The following is a 14,456-nucleotide window of genomic DNA, read 5'->3' on the forward strand; positions in this document are numbered from 1 at the left end:
ACAGAAGTACTGGTGTTGGAGGCACGATGAGTGAAGTTCGAGTCGTGGGAATCCGCGTGGAACAGCCCCAGAACCAGCCGGTGCTGTTGTTGCGCGAGTCCGATGGTGATCGCTACCTGCCCATTTGGATCGGCCAGTCAGAGGCCGCAGCCATTGCCCTGGAGCAGCAGGGAGTCGAGCCTTCGCGACCTCTCACTCATGATCTGATTCGAGATCTCATTGGTGCCCTTGGGCATTCGCTCAAAGAAGTAAGAATCGTGGATCTGCAGGAGGGCACCTTCTACGCGGACCTCGTCTTTGACAGCGATATCCGGGTGTCGGCGCGACCGTCGGATTCGGTGGCGATCGCCCTGCGTGTTGGGGTACCGATCTACGTCGAGGAGGCCGTGCTCGCCGAAGCGGGTTTGATCATTCCCGACGAGAACGACGAAGACTCGGGCGGAGCGCTGCGCGAAGACGAGGTGGAGAAGTTCAAGGAGTTCCTGGACAGCGTGTCGCCCGATGACTTCAAGGCCACCGAAGGCCCGTAGTCGGGCCAAAAGTAACGAGAAAGTCTCAACCTGACCTTGACAGTCACACCCCGGGCGCGTCGCGTTGACCGAGATTTTGCGGAGGTCATAATTTGACTCAGCGGCCGGCACGGGGCAACGCAAGGAGCGTATGCTCGGAGAATTCGTGCTTGGACGAACGCACTACGGCGAACTCGGATCCAGACGGGATCCGCGGGACGAATGGCCGAAGAAGCGATCGCGAGAGGGAGCAGAAGTGGTTGAAGAGCCGCAGCAGGGGCAGCTAGAGATGTCTTTGGGCAACGGCGTGGCTGAGTCCGCTGAGTCTTCTGCTTCCATGGGGCCCGTACAGCCTGGCCTCTTCCCGGATGACTCGGTGCCCGACCAGCTCGTCGGCTACCGCGGCCCCAGCGCGTGCCAGGTCGCCGGCATCACCTATCGCCAGCTGGACTACTGGGCGCGCACCTCACTCGTGGTTCCCTCGATTCGCGGTGCCGCCGGATCGGGCAGCCAGCGCCTCTACTCGTTCAAGGACATCCTGGTCCTCAAGATCGTTAAGCGACTGCTGGACACCGGAATCTCGCTGCAGAACATTCGGGTCGCCGTCGAGCACCTGCGCCTACGCGGCGTCGAGGATCTGGCGAACATCACGCTGTTCTCCGATGGCACCACCGTCTATGAATGCACCTCCGCCGAAGAGGTTGTCGATCTGCTGCAGGGTGGACAGGGCGTGTTCGGCATCGCGGTGAGCGGCGCCATGCGGGAGCTGACCGGTGCCATCGCCGAGTTCCCGGGGGAGCGCGCCGACGGCGGCGAGTCCGTCGCGGCGCCGGAGGACGAGCTGGCATCACGTCGCAAGGATCGCGCCCGCAAGATCGGCTGATCCGGCTCTACGCACTCACTGGTCTGGACCAGACGCTTGATTCACGTAAACTGGTCGCGCATCGCCCGTGGGCGGGAGAGTGCCATGATCGCCAGTCATGGCCGCCGAAGGAGCAACACCTCTCCGCCAATCTCTCAGGCCCCCGAACCGCTCTCGGCCCCGATGCCTCTGGAAAGCGGTGAGCTGGTCCCACGACCAGGCCACCCGCCGACGGGGAAAGGCTGTGACCTGGGCTGAAACCCGGCCAGCAGCTGAATCTCTCAGGCGCCCGTGACGGGTTGATGACAGAGGGAGGGGAGATGCTGTCGCGCGCCTGCCGCGCGACTCGGCCCTCCGGGAGTGTCATGTCCTTCGCCGATCGCCATATCGGTCCCACCGCCGCCGATATCGACACCATGCTCGCCACTATCGGAGTGGCAAGCCTCGACAAACTCGCCGAGAGGGCGGTTCCGGCCAGCATCCTCGATGCACTGCACGGTGGCTCCGACGGACCCAGGGCCACCGGACTCGACGCCCTTCCGGCAGCCGCCTCCGAGCACGAAGCTCTGGACGCACTACGAAAGCTGGCGAGCCACAACACAATCGCGGTGTCCATGATCGGGCAGGGCTACTTCGAGACGCTGACGCCGCCCGTGCTGCGCCGGCACATCCTGGAGAACCCGGCCTGGTACACCGCCTACACGCCGTACCAGCCCGAAATCAGCCAGGGCCGTCTGGAGGCGCTGCTGAACTTCCAGACCATGGTCGCCGAACTCACCGGCCTGGACATTGCGAACGCCTCCATGCTGGACGAAGGCACCGCCGCCGCCGAGGCGATGACGCTCATGCACCGCGCCGGGAAGTCCCCGTCCAATCGGTTGGTCATCGACGCCGATCTGTACGCGCAGACTGCCGCCGTCATCACCACGCGTGCCGAACCGCTCGGCATTGAGGTGGTGACCGCCGATCTGAGCCAGGGGCTGCCGGACGGCGAATTCTTCGGGGTGATCGTGCAGCTGCCCGGCGCATCCGGGGTGGTGCGCGACTGGACCCAGCTCATCGCCGCGGCCCATGGACGCGGCGCGCTGGTGTCGGTGGGCGCCGATCTGCTGGCCTTGACGCTTATCGCACCGCCCGGAGACATCGGCGCAGACGTCGCCTTCGGCACCACCCAGCGTTTCGGTGTGCCCATGGGATTCGGCGGACCGCACGCCGGATATCTCGCCGTGCACACCGCCCACGCCCGGCAACTGCCGGGACGTCTGGTCGGAGTGTCGGTCGATGCAGACGGGTCGCCCGCATATCGGCTCTCACTGCAGACCCGCGAACAGCACATCCGTCGTGACAAGGCCACCAGCAATATCTGTACCGCCCAGGTGCTGCTCGCGATCATGGCCGCCATGTACGCGAGCTACCACGGCCCGGAAGGTTTGCGCACCATCGCCACTCGGGTGCACCGCAACGCGCAGCTACTGGCCTCCAGATTGACCCGCGGCGGCCACACCGTGGTGCATGAGCAATTCTTCGACACCGTCTTGGTACACGTCCCGGGCAAGGCCGCCGAGATCCAGGCCGCCGCCAAGGCTGAGGGCGTCAACATCTGGAGCCCCGACGATGACCACGTGTCCATCGCCTGCGACGAGGCGACGACGCTGACGCACCTGGTGTCGGTGCTGCGGGCGTTCGGCGCCGATATGTTCGAGGAAACCCTGGAAGCCCCGCACACCTCCGATATCTCCACCCGCGACACGGAGTACCTGACACATCCGGCATTCAATCGCTACCACAGCGAGACCGAGATGATGCGGTACCTGCGCGCCCTGTCCGACAAAGATATTGCGTTGGACCGCAGCATGATTCCGCTCGGATCCTGCACCATGAAGCTCAATGCCGTCGCCGAGATGGAGCCCATTACCTGGCCGCAGTTCGCCGCACAGCACCCCTTCGCCCCGGCGAGCGACTCGCGCGGCCTGCGCACCGTGATCGCCGATCTTGAAGGCTGGCTCGCCGATATCACCGGGTACGACAAGGTGAGTCTGCAGCCCAACGCGGGGTCACAGGGCGAGTATGCGGGGCTGCTGGCCATCCGGCAGTACCACATCGACCGCGGCGAGAGCGATCGCGTGGTGTGCCTAATCCCGTCGAGCGCGCACGGCACCAACGCCGCCTCCGCAGCGCTGGCCGGGATGCGCGTCGTGGTGGTGGCGTGTCGCGAGAACGGCGATGTCGACCTGGATGACCTGCGCGCCAAGATCGCGGACAATGCCAGCACCCTGGCCGCGATCATGATCACGTACCCGTCCACCCACGGTGTCTACGAGCACGACATCGCCGACATCTGCGCGGCCGTGCATGACGCCGGGGGACAGGTGTACGTCGACGGCGCGAATCTGAATGCCCTCGTGGGACTCGCCCGTCCCGGACAATTCGGCGGTGACGTCAGCCATCTGAATCTGCACAAGACGTTCTGCATCCCGCACGGCGGCGGTGGGCCGGGTGTCGGACCGGTCGCGGTGCGTAACCACCTCGCGCAGTACCTGCCCGGACACCCGTACGCCAGCGAATTGCCCGGTGGCGCCGCCGTCTCCTCGGCTCCCTATGGTTCGGCGTCGATCCTGCCGATCACCTGGGCCTACATCCGCATGATGGGACCCGACGGCCTACGCGCGGCATCGTTGACCGCCATCGCCTCGGCCAACTACCTGGCCCGGCGCCTCGACGAGTACTACCCGGTGCTCTATACCGGCGACAACGGCATGGTGGCCCACGAGTGCATTCTGGATCTACGTGAGATCACCAAGAACACCGGAGTGACCGTCGACGACGTGGCAAAACGCCTGGCCGACTATGGATTCCACGCGCCGACCATGAGCTTCCCGGTGGCCGGCACCCTCATGGTGGAGCCCACCGAAAGCGAGAGCCTGGCCGAGGTCGACGCGTTCTGCGCGGCGATGATTGCCATCAAGGGCGAGATCGACAAGGTCGGCTCCGGGGTGTGGCCCGTGGAGGACAACCCGCTGCGCGGCGCCCCGCACACCGCCGAGTCCCTCACCGCCGACGAATGGGATCACCCATACAGCCGGACCGAGGCCGCCTACCCGCTCGGTAAGGGCTTCCGCCCCAAGGTGTGGCCGCCGGTGCGCCGCATCGACGGTGCCTACGGCGACCGAAACCTGGTGTGCTCCTGCCCGCCGATCGAGGCCTTCGCGGAGTAGAAACTCCCTCACGAGCAGACACGTATTGCACGGCCCACCGGGTTTTATGTGCAATACGTGTCTGCTCGCGAAAAAAGCTAGGACACGAATCGGGCGATGGCGGCGGCCAGCTCCGGGGTGTTCGATGCCGGCAAGTTCTGGTAGACGCCCCCGGTCTGCTGAGTGAGCGACTGCCACGTCTGCTGATCCGAATCGCCACCGAAGTCGATCACGTTGATGCGCACCGGCTTCGCCGGATCCTTGAGGCGGTTGATGGTGTCGATGAGGCCCGGTCCGTCCAGAGACTGATCGGTGTGCGAGCGCCCGGCCACCACCAACACCGAGTTGACCTGATTCGGGCGGAAGCCACCGACCGCGTCCTGATAAAGCGCGCGCAGGGTCGTGTAGGCCACCGCACCGTTGCCGGTCGGCTGCAGCGCGGTCAGCGCATCGGCAACGCTCTGCGACCGGGGCACGCCTTCCACGTCATCGCCGGCGCCGCCGAGCCGCACCACGGTGTTGCCCTCCTTGCCGTCGTAAATCCACAGGCCGACACCCGAACTCTGGGGGATGGCGCGCACCCGGCTGGCCAACGCCCCGGTGATATCCGCGAGCTTGACGTCGGGGGCAGGCGAGGAAGCAAGCATGATCGTGGTCGTTCCGGGCGTGGCCGAGGTGCCGTCCGCCAGCGCGACGCGCACCTTGTCGTCGACGCTCAGCGGCTTCTCGATCTTGGCGAAGCTCACCACGTCGCTGCTGGGCAGGTCCGCGCCCTCGGCACGGAATCCAGCCGCGGCCAGATCCTTGAGCTGGTCCTTCTCGCCGAGATAACGCGCGAATTGGCTTGCCGCGGTGTGCTGTTCTTCGGACAGCCACGCACCGTCCAGCTGCACGGTGGGGTAGTCGGCCATAGGTGTCGAGCCTGCCGGCTGCCACGCGGCGACGACCTTCTTGGCGTCGGCGTTACTGCGGGTCCGGGCGTAGAGCTGCTGTTCTGTGGTGACCACCGAATGCACGGCAGCGCCGGGTTGCTCGCCGCCGTCCAGCAGCGCTCCCATGGCATCAGCGAGGCTGTTCGCGGGCAGCTTGGGAGCGGTCGCGGCCAACGCCGCGGCGGCACCCGACCCGAGCTCGGGCGACTCATCCTGGCGGACGCTTGCCGCGGCTACCGCCTCCGCGGCTAGCTGCGGTGCATCGGCGTTGCCGCTCGACGGCAGCGCTAGTCGTAGCGAGCCCCATCCGGGAAGCCCAAAGCCGTCCAGTGAGTTCGGAACGCTTTGCAGTGCAGGAAGATCCGCCCACGTCTTATCGTTGGGGATCGCCTGGCGCAGTTTCGGCGTCATCGCAATCACCACCGGTGAACTGACCAACGACCGGCTGTCGCTCACGATATTGGTCTTCGATGCCGCTTTCAGGCGCGCCGACGAGATCGAGCTCCCCGGGATCCACACTGCGGGCTGCGCACCGAGCTCGGCGGGCCACTGGCCCGTCAGCCCCTTGATCACGTTGGCGGCGTCCGCGGGACGCACCGACACCGTGAAGCAGTAGTCGCCGATCACCTCGTGCTTCTTGTTGAATCGCTCGGAAAGTTCGCCGATCCGGTCCGCGATCGACGGGTCGGCAACCACGGCGATGGTGTTGTTCCCGTGCACGCAGGTCGCGGCGGCTTCGGCTTGGTTGTCGGTGGTCCGCCTGTCGAAGTACCACCACAGTCCAATGGACACGGCCACCACGAGCACCGCCGCGATCGCGCCGATCAACCCCTTGCTGACACCCCAGTTACTGCCACCACTGCGATGGGAACGCTGCCAGCTGCCCGTATCAAGGCCTGAACCGCCAGATCCGGTGCCGTCGAACTCCGGCCCGGCACTCGACCCGTACTCCGGTTCGTGCTCGGGTTCCCAATCGTCGTTCTCGTCCCGACCGTCCGGGCTACCCGACCCAGATGCGCTGTGCCTGCCCATGTGTCGTCGCGACCCTTCTCATCCTGTGCTGCGTACCTGTCTACGGCTATCTACGAGCCCCGCTGCGCGTGCGCCCGAGTCTACTGTCCCAGACCGCCGATACCCCTGCGCGCGCAACCAAACCGCGTCCAAACCGACACGCCGCCGTACCCGGCAGCACGAAGTCGACGCACGTAAAGACCGCCGTCCGGCTATGTGGCCGCCGCGGCTTTGTACTCACGACGGCGCCGGTGCAGGATCGGCTCGGTGTACCCGTTCGGCTGGTCGGCGCCCTCCAGGATGAGCTCCTTGGCGGCCTGGAACGCGATGTTGCTGTCGAAGTCCAGAGCCATCGGACGATAGTCCTTGTCGCCGGCGTTCTGCCGGTCCACAACCGGAGCCATCCGCTTCAGACCCTCAACCACCTCGTCCTCGGTGATCACATCGTGGCGCAGCCAGTTGGCCAGCAGCTGGCTGGAGATGCGCAGGGTGGCGCGGTCTTCCATGAGGCCCACATCGTGAATGTCCGGGACCTTGGAGCAACCGACGCCATGATCGATCCAGCGCACCACGTAGCCCAGGATTGACTGGCAGTTGTTGTCGATCTCCTCGCGGATGTCCTCGGCGGTCCAGTCCTGGCGCGACTCGGCCAGAGGAATGGTGAGCAAATCGTCCAGCTCAGCGCGGTGCTTACCCGCCAGCTCCTGGTCGATCGCCTTGACGTCAACCTCGTGGTAATGCAGCGCGTGCAGGGTCGCGGCAGTGGGGGATGGCACCCAGGCGGTGGTGGCGCCCGCGCGGGGCTGCGCGATCTTCTGCGCGACCATATCGGCCATCAGGTCCGGCATGGCCCACATGCCCTTGCCGATCTGCGCCTTGCCCGCCAGGCCGGCGCCCAGCCCGATGTCGACGTTGTGATCCTCGTAGGCCAGGATCCACGGCTGCTTCTTCATGGCGGCCTTGCGACACATCGGCCCGGCCTCCATCGAGGTATGGATCTCGTCGCCGGTGCGGTCCAGGAAGCCGGTGTTGATAAACACCACGCGATCGGCGGCGGCCTTGATGGCGGCCTTGAGGTTGACGGTGGTGCGGCGCTCCTCGTCCATGATGCCGACCTTGAGAGTGGCGTGCGGAAGTCCGAGCACCTCTTCGACACGGCCAAAGAGTTCGGCGGTGAAGGCCACCTCCTCGGGCCCGTGCATCTTGGGCTTCACGATGTAGATGGACCCGGTGCGGCTGTTCTTCAGCGCGCCGTTCTTTTTGCCGGACCGCAGCCCGTGGATGGCGATGAGGCTGGTGAACAGCGCGTCCTGGATGCCCTCCGGGATCTCGTTTCCTTCGGAATCCACGATGGCGTCATTGGTCATCAGGTGACCGACGTTGCGGACGAACAACAGGCTGCGGCCCGGCAGGGTCAGCTGACCCTTGCCGTCCGGGGCGGTGAACACGCGGTCTTCGTTCAGCACGCGGGTGAAGGTCTTGCCACCCTTGGCCACCTCTTCGGAAAGGTCACCCTTGTTGAGCCCCAGCCAGTTACGGTATCCGAGCACCTTGTCCTCGGCGTCCACGGCGGCCACCGAGTCCTCGAAGTCCATGATCGTGGTGATCGCCGACTCGAGCACGACATCCTTGATACCGGCCTTGTCGGTGGACCCGACGGGGGAGTCGGGGTCGATGAGGACCTCAAGGTGCAGGCCATGGTTGACCAGGAGCACCGACCATTGCGGCTTACCGAGCTTGCCGGTGTACCCGACGAACTGCTCGGGTTCTGCCAATCCCGAGGACAAGTCGTCGCCGAATTCGATGAGCAGTTGGGCGTCATCGATCTTCAGGCCGACCGCGTCCTTCCACGATCCGGCCGCCAGCGGCACTGCGCCGTCGAGCACCTCGCGGGCGTAGGCAACAACCTTGTCGCCGCGGATCCTGTTGTAGGACGAGCCCTTTTCGGCGCCATCGGTTTCCGGGATCACATCGGTGCCGTACAGCGCGTCATACAGCGAACCCCAGCGCGCGTTGGCGGCGTTGAGGGCGAAGCGCGCATTCAGAATCGGAACAACCAGCTGCGGTCCGGCCGTCGTGGTGATCTCGTCGTCCACGCCCGCGGTGGTGATCGCAAAATCCTCGGGCTCGGGCACCAGGTACCCGATCTCGGTGAGGAACTCCCGATACGCGGCATGATCCAGTGGCTCCAGCGCACGCTGGCGGTGCCAGCGATCGATCTGTGTTTGCAGGTCGTCGCGGCGGTCCAGGAGCTCGCGGTTCCGCGGAGCCAAATCGGTGACTACCTTGTCGACCCCGGTCCAGAAGGTGTCGGCATCCACACCGGTGCCCGGCAGTGCCTCATTGGTGATGAAGTCGTACAGCGCCCGCGCCACTCGCAGGTTGCCCACATCGACGCGATCACTCATCGCAACTCCTCTGTGTTGTCGGGGGTCTGGGACCGGACGCTCGTGCGAATCGGTAAACATTGATCCTACTCATTGGTAGCGATCACCTCGAAACCGATCTATATGCGGTGTGTTCCATCACGCACGGTGCCGACGAGGTCTTCTACCAGGTCTTCGAGTGTGACAAGGCCCACTATGCTCCCGTCCGTGGTCGACATGAGGGCCAGATGGCTGTTGCTACGGCGAAGTGTCGACAGAGCCTCTGGCAACGGAACAGAACCATGCAAGCGGGGCAGTGGCCGAATGAACTCTTGGTCGACGATCGCCTCCGGGTCGTCACCCAACGTCAAGACGTCCTTTATGTGCAGATAACCCAGGTAATCCCCGCGCGGCCCCATGACGGGGAATCTCGAATACCCGGTTTCGATCACCGCGCGCTCCACGGCGGCCACCGAAGGCCCCGGCGCCGACCCCGATACGGCGATCGATCGAATCTGGTTAGCGGGCACCACAACATCGGCGACCACGCGATGCTGGATCTGCAGCGCACGACGGAGCCTGGTGTGTTCTTCCTCATCCAGAAGCCCCTCGGACAGCGACTCCGCGATCATCTCCGAGAGCTCCACCGTGGACACCGTGATTTCGAGCTCGTCCTTCACCGGCACCTTGAATAGTCGCAGCACGGCGTTGGCGCACCAGTTGTAGAGGCCGATCAGCGGCCGCGCCAGCCGGATGTACACCAGGTACGGCGGAATCAGCAGCATGGCCGCCGACTCCGGTCCGGCGATGGCGATATTCTTGGGCACCATTTCACCGAGCAGCACGTGCAGCAGCACCACTATCGACAGCGAAACCACGAACGCGACGGTGTGGGTCACCGCGGCGGGTGCGCCCATCAGGTCGAAGGGCCGCTCAAGCAGATGCGCGACGGCGGGTTCACCGATGCGGCCCAACAGGATTGAACAGATCGTGATGCCGAGCTGGGCGCCGGCAAGCATGAGCGACAGTTTCTGGCCGGCCATCATCACCGTCACCGCGCGTTTCTTGCCCGCCTCCGCCAGCGCCTCCAGGCGGTCTCTACGAGCGGAGATCAGCGCGAATTCGGCACCGACAAAGAACGCGTTCGCCAAAAGCAATGCGGCCGTAAGGAGTACGCCGAGTATGTCACCGCCCATGGTGGTCATTCCTCCCGACCGTCGGCTGGGTGGTCTTCGGACAGCGCGGTGAGCTCGATCTGGTCGATCCGGCGCCCGTCCATACTCGCCACCCGCGCACGCCAGCTCGGCAATTCGGCCAGCGGATGGTCGGGCACCACCGCCGACAGCTCGACGGTCTCACCCACCGTCGGAATGTGGCCTAGCTCCTGCAGGACCAGACCGCCGATCGTCTCGTACTCACCCTCGGGAGCCCGGTACCCGGTCGCCGCAGCGACCTCGTCGATGCGCAGCAGCCCCGAGACCACCCAGCCTCTGCCGGAGGAGACGACGTCAGGGGTCGCGTCGTCATGCTCATCCCGGACGTCGCCGACGATCTCCTCGATCATGTCCTCGACCGTGACCAGGCCGGCGGTGCCGCCGTACTCATCGACCACGAGCGCGGTTTGCATACCGTTCGCCCTGACTTGCTCCATGACCGCGTCGCCGTCGAGGGTCGAGGGCACCACCGCAACCGGCCGGGCCAGACTGGCCAATGTGGTCGTGGCGCGCTGATCCGGTGGCACCTCGAAGATCTGCTTGACGTGGACGATGCCGATCGTCGCGTCCAGGTCGCCTTCGGTGATCGGGAACCGGGAGAAGCCGGTGTCGACAGCGATAGCGACCAGATCCGCGACCGTATCGGTGGCCTCCAGCGATTCGATCTCGGTGCGCGGAGTCATCAGCTCCTCGGCGGTGCGGCTCCCGAACCGCAACGACCGATCGACCAGCACCGCGGTGGTTTCGTCCAGCGCACCGCTGCGTGCCGAGGTCCGCACCAGGGACCCCAGCTCCTGCGGTGAACGCGCCGAGCGCAGCTCTTCCGCGGGTTCGATACCCATTCGGCGCAGCACCCAATTGGCAACACCGTTGAGCGCACGGATCGCGAAGCTGAACACGGCCGAGAACAGCACCATGGGCCCTGAGGTGACGCGCGAGGTCGAGATGGGGCGCGCCAGCGCGAAGTTCTTCGGTACCAGCTCACCGAAGATCATCGATACCGAGGTGGCGATGAGCAGGGCCAGCGCCAGCGATATCGCTCCGCTCACCGCGACCCCCGCGTAGCCGATCAACTGTGTGAGCAGGCGCGCGATCACCGGTTCGGCCAGGTAACCGGTGACGAGTGTGGTGATGGTGATGCCGAGCTGCGCACCCGAGAGCTGGAACGACAGGGTGCTGTGCGCCCGCTTGACCATCCGGTCCCGGCCGTCGCCGGTCTTGGCGCGCGCCTCAATGGAGCTGCGCTCCAAGGCGGTCAGGGAGAACTCGGCCGCCACGAAGAGTGCGGTTCCTGCGGTCAGCGCGATGAACGCAAACAGACTCAGCCCGGTGAGTAAGACCGTCACCGCTGGCTGGCCCCCTTAGGCTTGCGTGGTCACGCTTGATTGATCAAACACGGTGACCATCGTGATGCTCATGGTAACCGTGCAGGTTGCCGGCAGGTCACCAACCTTCGGGAAGCGGGCGCCCCTCGGCGAATCCGGCGGCCGACTGGACGCCCAGCACCACCCGCTCATGCAGCTCGGTCAGGGTACGTGCACCCACATACGTGCAGGTACTGCGCACACCCGAGATGATGTGGTCGATGAGGTCCTCGACGCCCGGACGTTGCGGGTCCAATTCGATCCGGGAGGTCGAAATACCCTCCTCGAACAGGCTCTTACGGGCCCGATCGAAGGCGCTGTCGCCGGAGGTGCGGGCCGCCACCGCCCGTTTGGACGCCATACCGAAGCTGTCCTTGTAGCGACGACCGCTGGCCGAGAGCTGTAGGTCGCCGGGGGATTCGTGGGTGCCGGCGAACCAGGAACCGATCATCACGTTGGCGGCTCCCGCCGCGAGCGCCAGGGCAACATCCCGCGGACGCCGAACGCCACCGTCGGCCCACACGTGGGCACCAAATTCCCTTGCTGTGGCGGCACATTCGATGACCGCCGAGAGTTGCGGGCGTCCCACGCCGGTCATCATCCGGGTAGTGCACATGGCACCGGGGCCCACGCCTACCTTCACGATGCTCGCACCGGCCTCGATCAGATCCCGCGTGCCCTGTGCCGACACCACATTGCCCGCGGCGATCGGCACACCTAGTGACAGCTCCGCCACCAAGGCGAGCGCCTCCAGCATCTTCTGCTGGTGCCCATGTGCGGTGTCGATGACCAGCAGATCCACGCCGGCCTGTACCAACGCGGTTGCCTTCGCCTGGACATCGCCGTTGATGCCGACCGCTCCGGCGATACGCAAGCGCCCAGCCGCGTCGACTGCCGGGGTGTACAAACCGGCCCGGATAGCGCCGGTACGGGTGAGGATCCCCGCCATCGTTCCGTTGGGACGCGTCAGCACCGCCACCGGCACGTGCGCCTCACCCAATCGGTCGAAGACCGCCCGCGGGTCGGTTCCCTCGGGCGCGGTGACGAAATCGGTAGCCGCGATGTCATGAACACGGGTGAACCGATCAATCCCCGTGCAAGCCTGCTCGGTGACCAGCCCCAGTGGCCTGCCGTTCTCGATGATCACGGCGGCCCCGTGCGACCGCTTATGGATCAGCGCCATCGCCTCACCGGCGGAGTCATCGGGCGAGAGCGTCACCGGGGTGTCGTAGACCAGATCGCGACTCTTCACGAACTCGACGGTCTGCGCGACCGCCTGCACCGGAAGATCCTGTGGCAGCACGGTGATTCCGCCGCGGCGGGCGACCGTCTCAGCCATCCGTCGCCCGGCCACCGCCGTCATGTTGGCCACCACGATCGGGATCGTGGTGCCGGTGCCGTCGGCGGTGGTTAGGTCGACGTCGAACCGCGACAAGACATCCGAGTGATTCGGAACCACAAAGACGTCGTCATAGGTCAGGTCGTACGGTGGTCGCTGTCCATCCAGAAACTTCATAACGTCACGCCCTAGGCCTCTTACTCTGGCCCTTAGGCCTCTACCTCGCTGCGGTCGCCGCTCCACAGCGTGTGGAACTTGCCGGGGGAGTCGACGCGCTCGTAGGTATGCGCGCCGAAGAAGTCACGCTGGGCCTGGGTGAGCGCGGCGGGGAGCCGATCGGTGCGCAGACCGTCGTAGTACGACAGCGACGAGGCGAAGCCGGGGACGGGGATGCCCAGCTGCGTTGCCGTCACCACCACGCGTCGCCAGCTGTCGATTCCGTTCTCGACCGCGGTCCGGAAGTACGGCGCGGCGATCAGAGTTGCCAGATCCGGCTGCTCGGCGAATGCGTCCTTGACCCGGTTCAGGAACTGCGCACGGATGATGCAACCACCCCGCCAAATCGTGGCCAGGTCACCGGGCTTCACGTTCCAGCCATACTCGGCGCTGCCCGCGGCGATCTGATTGAACCCCTGCGCATAGGCGACGATCTTCGATGCATACAGCGCTTGACGCACATCCTCCACGAATTGCTTTGCATCGCTTGGCCTCTCGCCGAGCTTTCCGGCGGTGAATCCGGCCGCCGCTGCACGCTGCGGACGCGATCCGGACAACGCACGCGCGAACACGGCCTCCGCAATGCCCGTCACCGGCACCCCGAGATCCAGGGCCGACTTCACGGTCCAGCGACCTGTGCCTTTTTGCTCGGCGGCATCGACGATGACGTCGACCAAGGGCTGTCCAGTCTTGCCGTCCGTATGCGCCAGCACATCCGCGGTGATCTCGATGAGGTAGCTCTCCAGCTCGCCGCCGTTCCACTCGGTGAAGACCTCGGCGATATCGGGCGCCGACATGCCCAGCGCGTCGCGGAGCAATTGGTAAGCCTCGCCGATCAGCTGCATATCCGAGTATTCGATGCCGTTGTGCACCATCTTCACGAAGTGCCCCGATCCGTCGGGGCCGATGTGCGTACAGCAGGGTGTGCCATCGACCTGCGCCGCAATAGATTCCAGTAGGGGACCAAGCGCCTTGTAGGACTCGACGGGCCCGCCCGGCATGATCGCAGGACCGTTCAGCGCACCCTCTTCACCACCCGAGATTCCGGCGCCAACGAAAAGCAGATCGCGAGCGGCCAGCGCGGCCTCTCGACGGATGGTGTCGGTGTACAGCGCGTTACCGCCGTCGATGATGATGTCGCCGGGTTCCATCGCCGCCGCCAGCTCTTCGATGACGGCGTCGGTCGGGTCACCGGCCTTGACCATGATCAGGACCCGACGCGGGCGTTCGAGGGCCGCAACGAACTCCTCGACCGTCTCGCTGCGGATGAAGTTTCCGTCGGACCCATGGTCGGCCAACAGCGCATCGGTCTTCGCGACCGACCGGTTGTGCAGGGCGACGGTGTATCCGTGCCGCGCAAAGTTCCGCGCGATGTTCGAGCCCATGACGGCCAGACCCGTCACGCCGATCTGTGCCTTACCTTCTGCAGCCGTCACCAGCACATCCTTT

At 65.4% G+C, this 14,456-nt stretch carries 9 protein-coding genes and 1 riboswitch; of the genes, 3 read left to right on the forward strand and 6 right to left on the reverse strand.

The genetic code is table 11. From position 1 onward, the window contains the following. Positions 1 to 26: 26 nt before the first annotated feature. From FZI91_RS15115 to gcvP, 3 genes are all read left to right on the forward strand, one after another. Entirely contained in the window at positions 27 to 530 is a 504-nt protein-coding gene (locus tag FZI91_RS15115; RefSeq protein ID WP_155939791.1) for a bifunctional nuclease family protein, read from the forward strand. Between the two features lie 235 nt (positions 531 to 765). After that, entirely contained in the window at positions 766 to 1,392 is a 627-nt protein-coding gene (locus FZI91_RS15120; protein ID WP_162526058.1) for a MerR family transcriptional regulator, read from the forward strand. A 62-nt stretch (positions 1,393 to 1,454) separates the two neighbouring features. Beyond that, positions 1,455 to 1,552: riboswitch (glycine riboswitch) on the forward strand. A gap of 184 nt (positions 1,553 to 1,736) precedes the next feature. Continuing rightward, complete coding sequence (gcvP, locus tag FZI91_RS15125) at positions 1,737 to 4,586, forward strand: aminomethyl-transferring glycine dehydrogenase (RefSeq protein ID WP_155939792.1); 2,850 nt, start codon at positions 1,737 to 1,739, stop codon at positions 4,584 to 4,586. Between the two features lie 77 nt (positions 4,587 to 4,663). Here gcvP and FZI91_RS15130 read toward each other — a convergent pair whose 3' ends face one another. From FZI91_RS15130 to gndA, 6 genes are all read right to left on the reverse strand, one after another. Further along, positions 4,664 to 6,529 carry a substrate-binding domain-containing protein gene (locus FZI91_RS15130; RefSeq protein ID WP_155939793.1) on the reverse strand — a complete coding sequence of 622 codons (1,866 nt, stop codon included), beginning with the start codon at positions 6,527 to 6,529 and terminating at the stop codon, positions 4,664 to 4,666. A 191-nt stretch (positions 6,530 to 6,720) separates the two neighbouring features. After that, the gene (locus FZI91_RS15135) at positions 6,721 to 8,916 is read right to left on the reverse strand and encodes a malate synthase G (protein WP_155939794.1); all 2,196 of its coding nucleotides are present in this window, start codon (positions 8,914 to 8,916) and stop codon (positions 6,721 to 6,723) included. Positions 8,917 to 9,014: 98 nt separating this feature from the next. After that, a complete protein-coding gene (locus FZI91_RS15140; protein WP_155939795.1) occupies positions 9,015 to 10,070 on the reverse strand; it encodes a hemolysin family protein in 1,056 nt (351 codons plus the stop codon). A 5-nt stretch (positions 10,071 to 10,075) separates the two neighbouring features. After that, a complete protein-coding gene (locus tag FZI91_RS15145) occupies positions 10,076 to 11,434 on the reverse strand; it encodes a hemolysin family protein (protein ID WP_162526057.1) in 1,359 nt (452 codons plus the stop codon). A 97-nt stretch (positions 11,435 to 11,531) separates the two neighbouring features. Further along, positions 11,532 to 12,968: a GuaB1 family IMP dehydrogenase-related protein gene (locus tag FZI91_RS15150; RefSeq protein WP_155939796.1), complete on the reverse strand. Its 1,437-nt coding sequence runs from the start codon at positions 12,966 to 12,968 to the stop codon at positions 11,532 to 11,534. Positions 12,969 to 13,000: 32 nt separating this feature from the next. Further along, positions 13,001 to 14,449: an NADP-dependent phosphogluconate dehydrogenase gene (gene gndA / locus FZI91_RS15155; RefSeq protein WP_162526056.1), complete on the reverse strand. Its 1,449-nt coding sequence runs from the start codon at positions 14,447 to 14,449 to the stop codon at positions 13,001 to 13,003. Positions 14,450 to 14,456: the final 7 nt, after the last annotated feature.

Source organism: Mycobacteroides sp. CBMA 271, from assembly GCF_009729205.1.
In the GTDB taxonomy this organism is placed as follows: Bacteria; Actinomycetota; Actinomycetes; order Mycobacteriales; family Mycobacteriaceae; genus Mycobacterium.